The 17,803-nt window shown below is 58.6% G+C and carries 11 protein-coding genes; 1 reads left to right on the forward strand and 10 read right to left on the reverse strand.

Translation table 11 applies throughout. The features are described 5' to 3' along the window. Position 1: 1 nt before the first annotated feature. From rplC to rpsL, 7 genes are all read right to left on the reverse strand, one after another. On the reverse strand, positions 2–670 hold the full coding sequence (gene rplC, locus QP381_RS06515; protein ID WP_006681499.1) for a 50S ribosomal protein L3: 669 nt from the start codon (positions 668–670) through the stop codon (positions 2–4). Between the two features lie 11 nt (positions 671–681). Next, a complete protein-coding gene (gene rpsJ / locus QP381_RS06520) occupies positions 682–990 on the reverse strand; it encodes a 30S ribosomal protein S10 (protein ID WP_006681500.1) in 309 nt (102 codons plus the stop codon). Between the two features lie 474 nt (positions 991–1,464). Next, the gene (locus QP381_RS06525; protein WP_285068104.1) at positions 1,465–1,857 is read right to left on the reverse strand and encodes a hypothetical protein; all 393 of its coding nucleotides are present in this window, start codon (positions 1,855–1,857) and stop codon (positions 1,465–1,467) included. 191 nt (positions 1,858–2,048) lie between these two features. Further along, entirely contained in the window at positions 2,049–3,236 is a 1,188-nt protein-coding gene (gene tuf / locus QP381_RS06530; protein WP_006681502.1) for an elongation factor Tu, read from the reverse strand. Between the two features lie 163 nt (positions 3,237–3,399). Next, entirely contained in the window at positions 3,400–5,523 is a 2,124-nt protein-coding gene (fusA, locus tag QP381_RS06535; protein ID WP_006681503.1) for an elongation factor G, read from the reverse strand. 89 nt (positions 5,524–5,612) lie between these two features. Continuing rightward, a complete protein-coding gene (gene rpsG, locus QP381_RS06540; RefSeq protein WP_006681504.1) occupies positions 5,613–6,083 on the reverse strand; it encodes a 30S ribosomal protein S7 in 471 nt (156 codons plus the stop codon). Continuing rightward, on the reverse strand, positions 6,083–6,457 hold the full coding sequence (rpsL, locus tag QP381_RS06545; protein WP_006681505.1) for a 30S ribosomal protein S12: 375 nt from the start codon (positions 6,455–6,457) through the stop codon (positions 6,083–6,085). The genes rpsG and rpsL overlap by 1 nt, the downstream gene beginning before the upstream one ends. A 632-nt stretch (positions 6,458–7,089) precedes the next feature. On the opposite strand from rpsL, the gene QP381_RS06550 reads away from it, so the two are divergent. Next, a complete protein-coding gene (locus QP381_RS06550) occupies positions 7,090–8,136 on the forward strand; it encodes a hypothetical protein (RefSeq protein WP_179369899.1) in 1,047 nt (348 codons plus the stop codon). A 371-nt stretch (positions 8,137–8,507) separates the two neighbouring features. Here the strand turns inward: QP381_RS06550 and QP381_RS06555 are convergent, their stop codons facing one another. The 3 genes from QP381_RS06555 to QP381_RS06565 form a co-directional block, all read right to left on the reverse strand. Beyond that, positions 8,508–12,404, reverse strand: a complete 3,897-nt coding sequence (locus QP381_RS06555; RefSeq protein WP_285068113.1) for a DNA-directed RNA polymerase subunit beta' — start codon at positions 12,402–12,404, stop codon at positions 8,508–8,510. A gap of 15 nt (positions 12,405–12,419) precedes the next feature. Further along, entirely contained in the window at positions 12,420–15,899 is a 3,480-nt protein-coding gene (gene rpoB / locus QP381_RS06560) for a DNA-directed RNA polymerase subunit beta (protein ID WP_006681508.1), read from the reverse strand. 826 nt (positions 15,900–16,725) lie between these two features. Continuing rightward, positions 16,726–17,742 carry a class C sortase gene (locus QP381_RS06565; protein ID WP_285068105.1) on the reverse strand — a complete coding sequence of 339 codons (1,017 nt, stop codon included), beginning with the start codon at positions 17,740–17,742 and terminating at the stop codon, positions 16,726–16,728. Between the last annotated feature and the right edge of the window lie 61 nt (positions 17,743–17,803).

A 17,803-nucleotide genomic window follows, 5' to 3' on the forward strand; every position in this document is an offset into this window, starting at 1 on the left:
TTCACGCACCCTTCACGGACGAGCGAACCAGGACCACGGAGTTCTTCGGACCCGGGATGGCGCCACTGATGAGCAGTAGGCCCTTCTCGGTGTCGACTGCCTGGACCTTGAGGTTCTGGACGGTACGACGAACGCCACCCATGCGGCCGGCCATGCGCAGGCCCTTGAAGATGCGTCCGGGGGTTGCGCAAGCACCGATCGAACCGGGCTTGCGGTGGTTACGGTGTGCACCGTGCGAAGCGGAAACGCCGGCAAAGCCGTGACGCTTCATAACGCCTGCAAAGCCCTTGCCCTTGGTGTTGCCGGAAACGTCAACAGCCTGTCCAGCCTCGAAGGTGGAAGCGTCGAGTTCCTGACCCACCTCGTAAGAGTCATGGGCGGAGGTGCGGACCTCGGTCAGGTGACGACGGGGTTCGACGCCAGCCTTTGCGAAGTGGCCTGCGAGAGGCTTGGTGACCTTGCGTGCTTCGATTTCGCCGAAACCGATCTGAACGGCGGAGTAGCCGTCGACCTCTTCGGTGCGAACCTGGGTCACAATGTTAGTGCCGACCTGCACGACAGTGAGGGGCACGAGGCGGCCGTCAGCGTCCCAAACCTGGGTCATGCCGAGCTTGCGGCCGAGCAACGCCTTAATCGGCGCAGCTGCGTGCTGCTTGTTGTCAGTAGTCATTGCAGATGTCCTCAGAGCTTGATCTCGATGTTGACGTCTGCGGGCAGGTCGATACGCATGAGCGAATCGACAGCCTTCGGCGTCGGGTCGATGATGTCGATGAGCCGCTTGTGTGTGCGCATCTCAAAGTGCTCGCGGCTGTCCTTGTATTTGTGGGGCGACCGAATGACGACAAACACGTTCTTTTCGGTCGGCAGTGGAACCGGGCCCACAACAGTGGCACCTGCTCGTTGCACGGTGTCCACGATCTTGCGCGCGGAGCTGTCGATGACCTCGTGGTCATACGACTTCAGCCGGATGCGGATCTTCTGTCCCGCCATGCCGTCTTACCTCTTCTCGTACAGATTCGTCACCGGTCCCCGCACTCGGGCGTGTCGCTTAAAAAAGTGACACACATATTGCGCGGTTCCTTCTTATGTGAAGGTGGACCGTTGTCTTGTCCAAAGATCACGGGCGTTTCAGCCCAGTCCGCAGAATCCCTGCGGAACCGCCCCACGGGTCGCGAGGCAACCGTTCAAGTCTGACAGAGCCACACCTTTCCTAGCAAGTTTGAACTCGCCATCTGGAGTGTGAATCCTCATACATTACACGGACGATTAAATTACTTGTCAGCCCCCATGCGCTTCGACTTGGAGCCTTTAGCCCACAGGTGCTTGAAGCACCGCGAATCAGTGTACCCGCACTCGGGCGTGTCGTCTACCTGGGGGTGTACTAGCACGAGGCGCCTGCGGGGCACCGACCAGAGGTTCAGTGCTCCACAGTCACCCTAGTATTCGCTAATGACGCTGGGCGTCTCAGTCGCATTTCTGACGAACTGCACACACATCCGCAACCAGGCAGAGGATTCCGAGTCCGCCAACGAGCGTTCCATTGAAGCCGGTCTTCGCGATCTTTCGCGGCCTCGAATTGTTGGTGTTCGGGGGGTCAGACGGTGTCGGGTTGTTCGGCCCAGCCGGGGCGGGCTTGTACTTCACCGTGTACGTAATACCCACCTGAGTCTTCGCATCCGCACCCTCAGGCGTCTGCTCACCAGTCCAGGTGAACTTGAACTGAATATCACGACCACCCGTCGCAGCCGACTTCGACGCCAACGCAGCAAAGTGCCCCGACACCGACCCTTTAACCGTGTACTCCGTATCCGCCGTCGACGCCGCCCCGACGAACAAGCACGCAAACACGACGAACAAGCACGCAAACAACCACGAACAAGCACACAAACAACCACGAACAAGCACACAAACAACCACGAACAAGCACACACAAAAAGCGAAAAGGCCGCCACCCCCTGACGGGGATGGCGGCCCTTCGAGGTCCGCTGGACCGAAGCTCTCACCCGGTCCGGACGAGCCGCCTCAGCGGAACGCCCGACCGGAGTCGATCACTTCTCGATCGCAGTCACACGACCGGAACCAACCGTGCGACCACCCTCGCGGATCGCGAAGCCGAGGCCCGGCTCCATAGCGATCGGCTGGATGAGCTCGACGGTGATCTCGGTGGTGTCGCCCGGCATGACCATGTCGGTGCCCTCGGGGAGGGTGATGACGCCGGTCACGTCCGTGGTGCGGAAGTAGAACTGCGGACGGTAGTTCGAGAAGAACGGGTTGTGACGACCGCCTTCTTCCTTCTTGAGGATGTAGACCTGTCCGGTGAAGTTGGTGTGCGGGGTGATCGAACCGGGAACGGCAACGACCTGACCGCGCTCAACCTCATCGCGCTTGGTGCCACGCAGGAGGAGACCACAGTTCTCGCCTGCCCATGCTTCATCCATGGACTTGTGGAACATCTCGATACCGGTAACGGTGGTCTTCTGCGGTTCGCGGATACCGAGGATTTCAACCTCAGAGTTGATCGGGAGCTTGCCACGCTCAACACGACCGGTAACAACGGTGCCACGGCCGGTGATGGTGAAGACGTCTTCGATCGGCATGAGGAACGGCTTGTCCATGTCGCGCTCAGGAGTCGGCACGAAGGTGTCGACTGCCTCCATGAGCTCCTCGACCTTAGCAACCCACTGCGGATCACCTTCGAGAGCCTTCAGCGCGGAAACCTGGATGATCGGGGCGTCACGATCGAAGTCCTGGGACTCGAGCAGGTCGCGGCACTCTTCCTCAACGAGCTCCAGCATTTCCTCATCGTCGACCATATCGGCCTTGTTGAGGGCAACCAGGATCGTCGGAACGCCAACCTGGCGAGCAAGCAGAACGTGCTCGCGGGTCTGAGCCATCGGGCCGTCGGTGGCGGCGACAACGAGGATTGCGCCATCCATCTGAGCTGCACCGGTGATCATGTTCTTGACGTAGTCGGCGTGGCCGGGGGCGTCAACGTGTGCGTAGTGACGCGCCTCGGTCTGGTACTCGACGTGGGAAACGTTAATCGTAATGCCACGCTCACGCTCTTCAGGAGCGTTGTCGACGTTTTCGAACGGGGTGAACTCGTTCAGTTCCGGGTACTTGTCGTGCAGAACCTTGGTGATTGCTGCGGTAAGCGTGGTCTTGCCGTGGTCAACGTGACCGATGGTACCGATGTTGACGTGCGGCTTGCTGCGCTCGAACTTGGCCTTCGCCACTTGTGTCCTCCTGGACTCGGGTAGTTTTTCTAGCCTTTGGCTACGTGCAACTCTAACACCCAGCCGGCCGAAACCTACATGGAAATTGTTGGTATGTGAGGCGGGTCGCTACGCTCGCGCTAATTTCTTAGCGCGAGCGTAGCGAAACGCGACGGATCGGGACTCACTCGCCCCGGGACTTGCCGACGATTTCGTCAGCGACGTTACGCGGAACTTCCGCGTAGGAGTCGAACTCCATCGAGTACACTGCACGGCCCTGCGTCTTGGAACGCAGGTCGCCAACGTATCCGAACATTTCAGAGAGCGGAACCTGTGCCTTGACGACGCGGATACCGTGCTGCTCATCCATGGACGAAATCTGTCCACGACGGGAGTTCAGGTCGCCGATGACGTCGCCCATGTACTCCTCAGGAGTACGGACCTCAACGGCCATGATCGGCTCAAGAAGAACCGGGCTTGCCTTCTTCGCGGCTTCCTTCAAAGCCATCGAACCGGCAACCTTGAACGCCATTTCCGAAGAGTCAACTTCGTGGTACGCACCATCGAGGAGCGTTGCCTTGATGTCAACCATCGGGTAGCCGGCGAGAACACCGGACTGCATGGCGTCTTGGATACCAGCGTTAACCGAAGGAATGTACTCGCGCGGAACGCGGCCACCAGTGACCTTGTCCTCGAACTCGTACTCTTCCTCGGAGCCTGCGGGGATAGGTTCGAGAGCGATGATGACACGCGCGAACTGACCGGAACCACCGGTCTGCTTCTTGTGCGTGTACTCGTACTTCTCGACCTTCTTGCGGATGGTCTCGCGGTAGGCAACCATCGGAGCACCGACGTTTGCTTCAACCTTGAATTCGCGACGCATACGGTCAACGATGATGTCCAGGTGAAGCTCACCCATACCACCGATGATCGTCTGGCCAGTCTCAGCGTCGAGCTCGACCGTGAAGGTCGGGTCCTCTTCGGCGAGCTTCTGAATTGCGACGCCCATCTTTTCCTGGTCAGCCTTCGACTTCGGCTCAACCGCAACCTGGATAACAGGCTTCGGGAACGTCATCGATTCGAGAACGATCGGCTTGTCGATTGCGCAGAGCGTATCACCAGTGGTCGTGTCCTTCAGGCCGATAACCGCGTAGATGTGGCCAGCATGTGCCTGATCCACGGGGTTTTCCTTGTTGGAGTGCATCTGGAAGATCTTGCCGATGCGTTCCTTCTTGCCCTTGGTGGAGTTCAAGACCTGTGCGCCAGAGTCCACCTTGCCGGAGTACACGCGGACGAAGGTGAGCTTGCCGTAGAACGGGTGAGCAGCAATCTTGAATGCAAGAGCTGCGAACGGTTCGTTCTCGTCAGGCTTACGGGACTCGGTCTCTTCTTCGGTTTCCGAACCGGGCTTGAAGCCACGGACGGACTCAACGTCCAGCGGAGACGGGAGGAAGTCAACAACCGCGTCGAGCACGGGCTGAACACCCATGTTACGAAGAGCGGTACCGCAGTAAACCGGGAATGCGCGACCAGAGATCGTCAGCAGGCGGATGCCTTCCTTAATCTGCTCGACGGTCAGCTCACCATTCTCCAGGTATGCCTCGGTCAGCTCGTCGGAGCCTTCCGCAGCAGCCTCGATCATGAGTTCACGGTATTCTTCCGCGCGTTCCTGCAGATCCTCGGGGATCGGGCCACGAACAACGAGGGAGCCGAGGGTTGCCTCGCCCTTGTCGTCTTTTGCCGGGTAGCGCAGGGACTCCATCGAGAGCAGGTCAACCTGACCCTCGAAGTCATTCTCTGCACCGATCGGGAGCTGCATGACGATCGGGGTCGCGTGGAGGCGATCCTTAATCGTCGAAACGGAGAAGTAGAAGTCAGCGCCCATCTTGTCCATCTTGTTGATGAAGCAGATACGCGGAACCTCGTACTTGTCAGCCTGACGCCACACGGTCTCAGACTGTGGCTCAACGCCTTCCTTACCGTCGAAGACTGCAACAGCGCCGTCGAGCACACGCAGGGAGCGCTCAACCTCAACCGTGAAGTCAACGTGGCCGGGGGTGTCGATGATGTTGATCTGGTTGCCGTTCCAGAAAGAGGTAACAGCGGCGGACGTAATCGTAATGCCGCGTTCCTTTTCCTGTTCCATCCAGTCGGTCGTCGAGGCGCCGTCGTGGGTCTCGCCGATCTTGTAGTTAATGCCCGTGTAGAACAGGATGCGTTCCGTCACGGTCGTCTTGCCGGCATCAATGTGAGCCATGATGCCAATGTTTCGAACCTTGTTAAGGTCGGTAAGCACGTCTAGTGCCACGAGTGCGATCCTTCGCTCGAAGTGATTGTGAATTCGCGGGCAAAATTAAGGTTGACGAAGACCGAAGATCCCGGCCTCGTCACCCAAAATCACCAGCGGTAGTGAGCGAACGCGCGGTTCGACTCGGCCATCTTGTGCATGTCCTCACGACGCTTCACGGCGGCGCCGAGACCGTTGGAGGCATCCAGGATCTCGTTCGCGAGGCGCTCGGTCATCGTCTTTTCGCGACGCTGACGCGAATAGTCAACCAGCCAACGCAGGGCAAGGGTCGTGGCGCGCGCGGGGCGAACCTCAACCGGAACCTGGTAGGTCGCGCCACCAACACGGCGGGAGCGAACCTCAAGGGCGGGACGAATGTTGTCAAGAGCGCGCTTCAGAACCGAAACCGGTTCCTGCTCGGTGCGCTCACGCACGGTCTCCAGTGCACCGTAAACGATGCGCTCTGCAACGGTCTTCTTACCGTCGAGGAGTACGCGGTTGACGAGCTGGGTCACGACCTTCGAGCCGTAGACCGGATCGTCGACGAGGGGACGCTTAGGAGCTGGGCCCTTACGAGGCATTACTTCTTCTCCTTCTTCGCGCCGTAGCGGGAACGAGCCTGCTGGCGACCACGAACACCCTGGGTGTCGAGGGAGCCACGAACGATACGGTAACGGACACCCGGGAGGTCCTTCACACGACCACCGCGAACGAGCACGATCGAGTGCTCCTGCAGGTTGTGGCCTTCACCGGGGATGTACGCCGTAACCTCAATGCCGGACGAAAGGCGCACACGAGCGACCTTACGGAGGGCTGAGTTCGGCTTCTTCGGGGTGGTGGTGTACACGCGGGTGCACACACCACGTCGCTGAGGCGAGCCCTTAAGCGCCGGGGTCTTCACCTTCGAGCGCTTCGAGCTACGACCCTTGCGGACGAGCTGCTGAATGGTAGGCACTGGTTCTCCAGTTTCTTTCCGTCGGAGGCCTTTCGATTGAACAATTGCGAAAGGCCCTTGTCTAGTCATCCATGGCTTGACGAATCCCCTTACGGACACACGCATGTCCGCCAAGGGGCCGGTGCGCCATGATAGCCACCGTTCGGCTGGCCAGAGAATGACGCCCGGAGCTCCGACGGACGGAGCCCGCTGTCAGCGAAAGCTGACGAAAGAGAACCCGTAAATTCACGGGAACCTCGTCTAGTTTACGAGGCTTGGGGTTTCTTGGTCAAAGGCACAACTCGTGAGGTGCGCCCCACTTCCCCCACCGCGCTTGTTCACCACCTCCCGCCCCACCCACCGCGCTTGTTCACCACCAACGACTCCTCATTTAGGGCACCGCGAACCCTTTTCCAAACCCTGACGGACTTGAACGCCTAGGAGCGCTTTGCTTCAACAAGCGCGCCAAAGTCGCAAAACTACGCGCTTCCCTCCCCGTATTGAGTTCCGCAACGGTGAACAAGCGCGGTAGTTTTCCACAGTTTTCACACACCCCGACTTATCAACATTTCGCTCTAGGGAGCCTCGCACATTCCTCCTCCATCGCGGAAGCTAGACACCTACTCCCCCCTCAGCCCACAATCGAGGTCCCCATGCACCGTTTCCAGGCGCCTCGCATCCGCGACGTCCGCAAGGCAATGACATTCACCCGCCCGCACCGAGCTTCGCGCGACGAACTCATGTACAACGTCGAAATACGAAGAGGGGCTTTCCTGAGCGTCACCTACCTCTCGACACTTCCTCAGCATTGGCAACGTGAACAGGCCGTCCAACTCGCTCGCATTATCGCTGTTCAGCACACTCATCCGCGATGCGTTCCAACGGGTATATCAGCAGCGTACTTACACGGTGCCCGCGCGTTTGATTACCCCGGCGACGTCCATATGGCTTCCCTGTCAAATTCAACGCGTTCTGCAAAGGCGTTACCAGCGGTCACTCTCGGCGAAGAAGTACTAGCCAGTCGCGCCACAATCGTGTTTCACCGGATGCTTCCTATCGCCAATCACACGTGCAGGATTGATGGAGTGCGGAGTTTGACCTTACATGACGCGCTGTTGACGCTCGCAGTGCAGGAGTGCGGTGCGCTAGCTTTCTCGATGGCTTGCTCGGGGATGCGCCTGTTGATTGAGAACACACGAAGCAGAAGCATTGGATTCAAAAAACGCTTTCGAACACTCAGGCAGTCGTTGATCGCTCAGTTCAAACAGCTCGAATCGGGCCACCGCCGTCGCGCGGACGGCTCTTGGCTGTTCACTCACGCCGATGCCGCGTGCGAGAGTCCTGGAGAAAGCCACATCCTATGGATTCTGCGTTCAAGCGGACTAGCTGGCATTGAAACGCAGTACGAAGTCACAAGTAACGGCAACCGTTTCTTCTTCGATCTCTGCTTTCCTGAGGCTCACGTCGCAATCGAGTTTGACGGGCGTTTCAAGTATGGGGACAGTGAGTTAGAGATTGACGAGGCTACGGCCAAGCAAGTTCAACGACAGACACAATTAGAGGCCGACGGTTGGCAGTTCATCCGTTTCCGTTGGGAAGACTTGTCAGACTGTTCGAAGATATTGAATTCCGTGTTCATGCTACTTCTGCAGGTTGGGGCTTGTCCGGCCACTATGAGACGCGCTCGCGTCCACGCCTAACACCTCGCCTGTCTCTACTGACCGAATCAATCCACCGTTTTACTGACATTTCCGCCCTTGCCACTCGGCCCCCCTGCCACTGCCTAGGCACTACGGTGTCGCCTCGCGTCTGATACCGCTTCCTAACCCCCGCGCTTGTTCACGATTTACAGTCACATTTCGTAACTTCTGTGTCCCGCGCTCGTTCGACGGCGCACCAAATACAACCTGTTCGCTCTGAGCGAACAGGCGCTTGTTCACCGTTCGCCGACGGTGAACAAGCGCCGAAAGGCAGACGACAACATATACAAAGCGTGGCGCCCGAGCGAACAAATCGCATCAAGCGCCACGCCTCGTATTTAGCCAGTCATTGCCTAGCTAAAGAGCAACTACTACTCACGGAATGACATACCGAAGTCGATCGCACCAAGGGCATCAAGGAAGTCCTCGGACACCCCACCATCCTGGAAATCCATCTGCGTGTAGTTCGAAGCAGCAAGCGCTTCCGCAGTCGGCTCAACGGTGACTCGGTTGTAACGCGACAAGCCGGTACCAGCCGGGATGAGCTTACCGAGAATGACGTTCTCCTTGAGGCCAACGAGCGAATCAGACTTGCCGTTCATCGCTGCCTCAGTGAGAACCTTCGTCGTTTCCTGGAAGGATGCCGCCGACAGCCACGAGTCGGTTGCCAGCGACGCCTTCGTGATACCCATAAGCATCTGACGACCGGAAGCAGGTTGCCCGCCCTCGGCAGCGACCTTGCGGTTCTGCGCCAGGTAAGCCATACGGTCAACAAGCTCGCCGGGCATGAAAGTCGTATCACCGGGCTCAAGGATGGTAATTCGACGCAACATCTGGCGAACGATGACCTCAATGTGCTTCGCGTGGATACCGACGCCCTGATCGCGGTAGACCTTCTGGACCTCGTCAACAAGTTGCTTCTGCGCGACGGAGCGACCCATGATGCGAACGATTTCCTTCGGATCAAGCTGACCCTCAGTCAGAGGCTTGCCTGCCTCGACATGCTCGCCTTCAGCGACAAGAAGCTCCTGACGACGCGAGACCTCAATAACGTCATCTTCCTTCGCATCATCACGAGTAATGACGATGCGACGAACCGACGGATCCTCGTCATCAATGTGAACGCGACCAGCGGCCTCGCTCATCTTTGCTTCCATCTTCGGACTACGAGCCTCAAAGAGTTCCTGAACTCGTGGCAGACCCTGGGTAATATCAGCTGCAGATGCGGCGCCACCGGTGTGGAACGTACGCATCGTGAGCTGAGTACCGGGCTCACCAATCGACTGCGCGGCGATAATGCCAACTGCTTCACCAATATCAACCTGCTTGCCGGTAGCCAACGAGCGACCGTAGCAGGCAGCACAGGTGCCGACCTGCGATTCACAGGTGAGGACGGAACGGCAGGTGATCTCTTCAACGCCTGCTTGCGCAAGTGCGATGAGCTCATCGTCACCAAGATCGGTGCCTGCGGGCATGATGACCTCGCCGGCTTCGTTCACAGCATCGCGGGCAAGGTTACGCGCATATGCGGTGGTCTCAACCGTTTCGAGAGCCTCCCAAACGCCGTCGACCTTCTTCGCGATCTTGATCTTGACGCCCTGGCGGGTGCCACAATCCTCTTCACGAACGATGACGTCCTGCGAGACGTCAACCAGACGACGAGTCAGGTAGCCAGACTCTGCGGTACGAAGTGCCGTATCAGCAAGACCCTTACGAGCACCGTGCGTTGCGATGAAGTACTCGAGAACGGTCAAGCCTTCGCGGTAGTTCGCCTTGATCGGACGCTCAATGAGCTTCTGCTTCGGGTCGGACACCAGACCACGCATACCTGCGATCTGCTGGACCTGTGACCAGTTACCACGCGCGCCCGAGTTGACCATGCGGTACACGGTGTTGCGATCGTCGAAGTTACCGCGCATGTCGTCTGCAACCTTCTGGGTGCATTCGAGCCAAAGGTCAACGAGGTCCTTGTAGCGGTTTTCTTCGAGGATGAAGCCTGCGTCGAAGTCTTCCTGAATCTTGGCTGCGCGAGCCTCGTATTCAGCAAGAATTTCTTCCTTGCGCGGCGACGCCTGGATGTCGGAGAACGCGATCGTGATACCCGACCACGTCGACCAGTGGAAGCCGGCCGACTTCAGGGCATCGAGGCATTCTGCAACCAGAACGTTCGGGTAACGCTGGGTCAGGGTGTTGACGATCTGACCGAGCTGCTTCTTGCCGACGACCTCGTTCACGAACGGGTAGTCAACCGGTAGCTGCTCGTTGAAGATCGCGCGACCGAGGCTGGTTTCGAGCAGAACATCGTCGCCCGGTTCCCAACCTTCAGGTGCTTCCCAATCGGCCGGCGGAACGATGCCGTCGAAGCGAATGAGAGCCTTCGCGTTGAGGTCAAGCAGACCCATGTCGAACGCCATAATCGCTTCAGCGGCACTGGAGAACGACGGAACGATGGGGTTGCCGGCAGAATCCTTGGCAACTTCGATCGTCGAATCCGGTTCCGAAGTCAGGTGGAACAGGCCAATGATCATGTCCTGTGACGGCATCGCAACGGGGCGCCCGTCGGACGGCTTCAGAATGTTGTTCGTCGACAGCATGAGGATACGCGCTTCAGCCTGAGCCTCGGCACCCAGTGGCAGGTGGACTGCCATCTGGTCACCGTCGAAGTCAGCGTTGAACGCGCCACAGGCGAGCGGGTGCAACTGAATGGCCTTACCTTCAATGAGCTGAGGCTCGAACGCCTGGATACCCAGACGGTGAAGGGTAGGTGCACGGTTCAGTAGCACGGGGTGCTCGCGGATAACGTCGTCGAGGACGTCCCACACCTCGGGGCGCTGACGCTCGACCTTGCGCTTCGCTGCCTTGACGTTCTGCGCGTAGTTCTTCTCAACGAGGCGCTTCATGACGAAGGGCTTGAAGAGCTCGAGTGCCATCTGCTTGGGCAGACCACACTGGTGGAGCTTCAGCTGCGGGCCGACGACGATGACCGAACGGCCAGAGTAGTCGACGCGCTTACCGAGCAGGTTCTGACGGAAGCGACCCTGCTTGCCCTTGAGCATGTCAGAGATCGACTTCAGCGGGCGGTTGCCCGGGCCTGCAACGGGGCGACCACGGCGACCGTTGTCGAAGAGCGCGTCCACAGATTCCTGCAGCATGCGCTTTTCGTTCGCGACGATGACGTCCGGCGCACCCAGTTCAAGCAGCCGCTTGAGTCGGGTGTTGCGGTTGATCACTCGACGGTACAGGTCGTTGAGGTCGGAGGTCGCGAAGCGGCCACCGTCCAGCTGAACCATCGGGCGCAGGTCCGGCGGAATAACCGGAATCTTGGTCAGGACCATCGATGCCGGCGAGTTGCCGGTCGCGATGAAGGCGTTGATGACCTTCAGGCGCTTGATGGCACGTGCTTTACGAGGCCCGGAGTCGGACGCAATGGTCTGACGGAGGGATTCGACTTCGGCTTCAAGATCGAAGGTTTCCAGGCGCTTCTGGATGGCAGCTGCGCCCATGTCGCCCTTGAAGTAGGTGCCGTAGCGGGCGACCATCGCGCGGTAGAGGCGCTCGTCACCGATCAGGGCACCGACCTTCAGGTTCGTGAAGTTATCCCACACGACCTCAAGACCGTCGATGTCACCGTCGAAGCGCTTACGAAGGCGCGTCATGTCTTTCTCGGCGCTCTTGCGGAGCTTTTCGCGTTCCGCGGCGGAGGCACCATCAGCTTCGAGAGCAGCGAGGTCAGCTTCGAGCTTCTCGGCTGCCTGGTTGATGGCGTCGTCACGGCGGTCTTCCATCTGCTTCTTCTGAACTTCGAGTTCAGCGCGCAGATCCATGAGGTCCTCGTCGCGGCCCTTTTCGTCGATTTCGGTGACCATGTATGCGGCGAAGTAAATGACCTTTTCGAGGTCCTTCGGAGCGAGGTTCAGCACGTAACCGAGGCGCGAGGGCACGCCCTTGAAGTACCAGATGTGGGTGACCGGTGCGGCGAGGTCGATGTGGCCCATGCGCTCGCGGCGAACCTTAGAGCGCGTGACCTCGACGCCACACTTTTCACACACGATGCCCTTGTAACGGACACGCTTGTACTTGCCACACGCGCATTCCCAGTCGCGTGTGGGGCCGAAGATCTGTTCACCGAACAGGCCGTCGCGCTCGGGCTTGAGCGTGCGGTAGTTGATGGTCTCCGGCTTCTTGACTTCACCGTGTGACCACGAAGCGATGTCATCGCTTGTGGCCAGGGTGATCTTCAGGCTGTCGAACGTTTTGGCGTCCAGCAAAGTCATCTCTCCCTATCAGATCGCGTCGATGGTCGCCGCGGCGTTCGGACGGGCATCAAGTGTGATGCCGAGGTCTTCGCGCGCGTTGAAGTCTTCTTCCTGGTCACGCAGGTCAATGGCGTTGCCGGCTGCGTCGAGAGCTTCGACGTTCAGGCACAGCGAGCGCATTTCCTGGATGAGAACTCGGAAGGACTCGGGGATTCCGGGCTCAGGAATGTCTTCGCCCTTGACGATCGCTTCGTAGACCTTCACACGACCGGTCGTGTCATCCGACTTGATTGTGAGGAGTTCCTGGAGCGCGTAGGCTGCACCGTAAGCTTCGAGCGCCCACACTTCCATCTCACCGAAACGCTGGCCACCGAACTGGGCTTTACCGCCCAGTGGCTGCTGCGTGATCATCGAGTACGGGCCGGTTGAACGGGCGTGAATCTTGTCGTCAACCAGGTGGTGGAGCTTGAGCATGTAGGTGTAGCCCACTGCGATCGGATACGGGAACGGTTCACCGGAACGACCGTCGAACAGGCGGGCCTTGCCCTGCTCGTTCGTCAGACGGTTGCCGTCGCGGTTCGGGTTCACGTTACGCAGCAGGCCTGCGAGTTCGTCGGCTTCAAGACCGTCGAACACGGGGGTTGCCACGAGAGTCTCAGGTTCGGTGGTGATGCCGTCAGCCGGGAGGTGACGGGTCCATGCTTCGCCGGCCTCGACAGCCTTGGAAGCATCCCAGCCCTGGTGAGCGAGCCAGCCGAGGTGGTATTCGAGTACCTGGCCGACGTTCATACGGCCGGGGACACCAAGCGGGTTGAGGATGATGTCAACCGGGGTTCCGTCTTCGAGGAACGGCATGTCCTCGACCGGCAGAATCTTGGAGACAACGCCCTTGTTACCGTGGCGGCCTGCCATCTTGTCACCAATGGTGATCTTGCGACGTTGGGCGACGTAGACGCGAACGGTCTGTCGAACGCCAGGGTTGAGTTCGTCTTCTTCGTCGTTGAATTCGCGGACGCCGATGACGATGCCTTCCTGGCCGTGAGGAACACGCAGGGAGGTATCGCGAACCTCGCGGGCTTTCTCACCGAAGATTGCGCGCAGAAGGCGTTCTTCGGAGGTGAGCTCAGTTTCACCCTTCGGGGTGACCTTGCCAACGAGAACGTCGCCAGCGGTAACCTCGGCACCAATGCGGATAATGCCACGTTCGTCTAGGTCAGCGAGTGACTCTTCGGAGACGTTCGGGATATCGCGGGTGATTTCTTCTTCGCCGAGCTTGGTTTCGCGGGCGTCGACCTCGTATTCCTCGATATGGATCGAGGTGAGGACGTCCTCTTCAACGACGCGACGCGACAGGATGATCGCGTCTTCGTAGTTGAGGCCTTCCCACGACATGTAGGCGACGAGCAGGTTCTTGCCGAGTGCGACTTCACCATTGTCGGTTGCCGGACCATCAGCCAAGACGGAGCCGGCCTCAACGCGGTCGCCTTCGTCGACGATGACACGCTGGTTGGTGCAGTTGCCCGGATTCGAACGTTCGAACTTTTCAAGACGGTAGGTGTCGCGACCGCCTTCGTCCGTGGAAACGATGATCATGTCTGCCGAAACTTCGGAAACAACACCAGCGTGGGTGGCGATGATCATTTCACCGGAGTCCTGTGCTGCACGACGTTCCATACCGGTACCGACCAGCGGCGCTTCGGTGGTCAGCAACGGCACTGCCTGACGCTGCATGTTCGCGCCCATGAGTGCGCGGTTTGCGTCGTCGTGCTCGAGGAACGGAATGAACGCTGCTGCAACAGACACCATCTGACGTGCGGACACGTCCATGTAGTCAACTCGGTCGCGCAGGATCAGTGTCGGGTCTTCGCCGGCGACACGGCAGAGGACATGGTCTTCTGCGAAAGTGCCGTCGTCGTTCAGACGGGACGAGGCCTGTGCAATGTAGTGACCGATTTCGTCGTCTGCGGTCAGGTATTCGACCTCGTCGGTGACTTTTCCGTTGCGAACAACGCGGTACGGGGTCTCAACGAAACCGAAGGGGTTGATGCGACCGAAGGTTGCGAGCGAGCCGATCAGACCAATGTTCGGGCCTTCAGGGGATTCGATCGGGCACATGCGGCCATAGTGCGACGGGTGGACGTCACGAACTTCCATGCCTGCGCGTTCACGGGACAGACCGCCAGGGCCAAGAGCCGACAGACGACGCTTGTGCGTCAGACCTGCGAGCGGGTTGTTCTGATCCATGAACTGCGACAGCTGGGAGGTGCCGAAGAATTCCTTGATCGCTGCAACAACCGGGCGGATATTGATCAGCGACTGAGGAGTAATCGAGTCGGCTTCCTGGGTCGTCATGCGTTCGCGGACGGTGCGCTCCATGCGGGACAGACCTGCGCGGACCTGCGCCTGAATGAGCTCGCCAACTGCGCGAATGCGGCGGTTGCCAAAGTGATCGATGTCGTCCGCTTCAACACGGAGTTCGACAACCTCGCCTCCGTTGCGGGTGCCGAGGAAGGTCTTCTCACCCTTGTGCAGAGCGAGCATGTACTTCACGGTTGCAACGACGTCATCGATGGAGAGAGTCGATGCCTTCGGATCTGCGTCGGTGCCGAGCTTCTTGTTGATCTTGTAGCGACCGACCTTTGCCAGGTCGTAGCGCTTCGAATCGAAGTAGAAGTTGTTCAGCAGGGTGCGTGCCGATTCGACGTTTGCGGGCTCGCCGGGACGGAGCTTGCGGTAGATGTCGACGAGGGCTTCTTCCTGGGTCTTGACGGTGTCTTTCTCGAGGGTCTCGAGGAGCACCGGGTATTCGGCAAACTCTTCACGAATCTCAGATTCGGTCATGCCGATTGCCTTGAGGAAGTGGGTGACAGGTTGCTTGCGCTTGCGGTCAATACGAACGCCAACAGAATCGCGCTTGTCGATTTCAAATTCGAGCCATGCGCCGCGACTAGGAATGACCTTTGCGCTGAACGTTTCACGGTCGGTGGAACGCTCGGAAACGCGCTCGAAGTAGACGCCCGGGGAACGGACGAGCTGCGAGACGACAACACGCTCAGTGCCATTGATGATAAAGGTGCCACGCGGGGTCATGAGCGGGAAATCGCCCATGAACACGGTCTGACGCTTGATCTCAAGGGTCTCGTTGTTCATGAACTCCGCGGTCACATACATCGGTGCAGAGTATGTGTAGTCCTTGGTCTTTGCTTCTTCGATCGAGTACTTCGGTCGTTCGAGCTGGCATTCCCTGAACGTAAGGGACATGGTCTTGCCTAAGTCCTCAATCGGCGAAACTTCTTCGAAGATTTCTTCAAGACCGGAGACGTCGGGGACGTCGTTACGGCCTTCCGCCTTAGCGGCTTCGACGCGAGCCTTCCACGCGTCGTTGCCCAGCAGCCAATCGAAGCTCTCGACCTGCAGGCCCAGAAGGTTCGGGGCCTGAAGCGGTTCGGCGAGCTTAGCGAATGAGATGCGGTTCCTGGGCTGGTTGGCAGTGCTACTGGCAGCCAAAGGGGATCCTTCCCTGCATTTTCGGTGCGCACACACGCCTTCGCCCATTATCTGACTCCGTCCATCCCGCTCAGCGCCTGATACAGCAGGGTGGATACGGATCACCTCGGGCACAATAAGGCGCAAGTATCAATGATAGGGATTCGTGGCTCCTCACCTCAATATCTTTTGGCGTTTGTGCCGAGTTTCACGCAACTACCACGTTGGCGCGCCGATCACGCTCCAGTGTGCCGCGATCGCAGATTTATTCGCCTTCGATTCTGCTCATCGTGGTCGGAGTTTTCGACGAGGCCTCGCACATCACCCTTGCAGGGTTTGCCTGATTTCTTGAGCCATCAGGGCTAATGCCCGAAACTTCAAATTCAGTGAAAGATGTTTCGCTTCTCTAGCGATGGTCGCTAGTGCCTGCAAAGCTATTGAAGGATTATGAGCAATTCGCGAATTCACGGTAACTCGAGATGCTGAGAGTACACAGCGACAATCGCCTTCGACACTAGCTTGGGAACAGCGTAAGTTGGGCGACTGCTTCGAGTTCTTGAAGAACAACACTCTTTCACGCACTGGTTTGAATGGCGAGAATGGCACTGCTCGCAATGTTCATTACGGAGATGTTCTTATTAAGTTCGGTGATTGCCTCGATGGCGAACGAAGCGATTTGCATAATCACTCATGCTCACTACGCCAGGCAAGACATCCATGATGGATAAGTGAGGCATGACCATCACTCATCTCACAAGTCTTGACCCACAATCTGCGAAGCACCAGGCCACCACGCCTCTGTATTCTTCAAATAAGCCAGGTTTTCCGGACGAAAAAACGAGTCTGGCTAGGAGAGTTCGGCAAGTGAATCGGGAGCCTCAGCGCCCTCGGCGGATTCCTCTTCCTTCTCTTTCTTGCGCCTGGCAGCCGTGTAGCGGGCCACCTGGGTCGCGATCAGCAGCGAAATCACGATCGCAATCAAGAACAGGATCATCCACCACGACCACTGGGTACCGTCGACCGCGGGGATTTGCGGGGTCGGCATGATTCGCTCGCCGGTCACCAGCAGCCGATGGGAGTTGATGCCGTAGGGCGTGCAGGTGAGCAGGGTGGCCAGATCCTTGTCCTTTTCGCGGCCGAGCAGGGACGGGTCATTGGGTTTCACGACGTCGATTCTGGTGACGCGATAACCGAATGATTGGTCTTGAACCTCGAGGAAGAACTCGTCGCCGATCTTCAGGTCGGTCAGCCGGTCGAACATGGTGGAAGTCGGCAGGCCGGTGTGAGCGGTGATGACCGTGTGTCGGTCGACACCGCCGACCGGCAGGTCGGAGCCGAACATGTGGCCGGCACCGGCATTCAAGGTGTCATGGTCGGTGCCGTGCCGTATCGGCAGCTTGACCTGGATCTTGGGGATCTTGACGACGCCGATGATGCCGCTCGGCTGGTCGAGCACATTCAGGTATTCCTGGTATTCGGGCGAGTCGGGGGCCACGTTGCCCAGGTACGGGTCGAGCACCGGGAAGCCCTTGTGGGTGTCATTGTATTCCCTGGCACGCTTGATGTAGGAGTCTTTCAATTCCTGCGACTGCTTATTCACCTGGTCTTTGTAAGCCTCGCTGACGATTTTCTGCTGATGATTATTCCAGACCGTGGAGGTGATCGGGTATGCCAGGCAGAGCACGCCCAGCAGAATGAAGATTAGTGGTGTCCAGCGTTTTCGGCGATCTTTCTTGTCGTTGGCCTGGTCGTCCGAGCCGCGAATGGCTCGGTATTCGGGGTCGGGAGTATAAGCGTCGTCTGCAAGAGAGGTTCGCGCAGCCTTGCCGGTTGCTTCGTTGTGGCCTTGGAGATCTTCGTTCATTCTTCCTACCGTGTCTTTTCGCAGTACCTAGCCTGCGTGTGGTTTTAGAGAGTGTGGGGGG

Source organism: Pauljensenia sp. UMB6358 (assembly GCF_030216865.1).
Classification (GTDB): domain Bacteria; phylum Actinomycetota; class Actinomycetes; order Actinomycetales; family Actinomycetaceae; genus Pauljensenia; species Pauljensenia turicensis_A.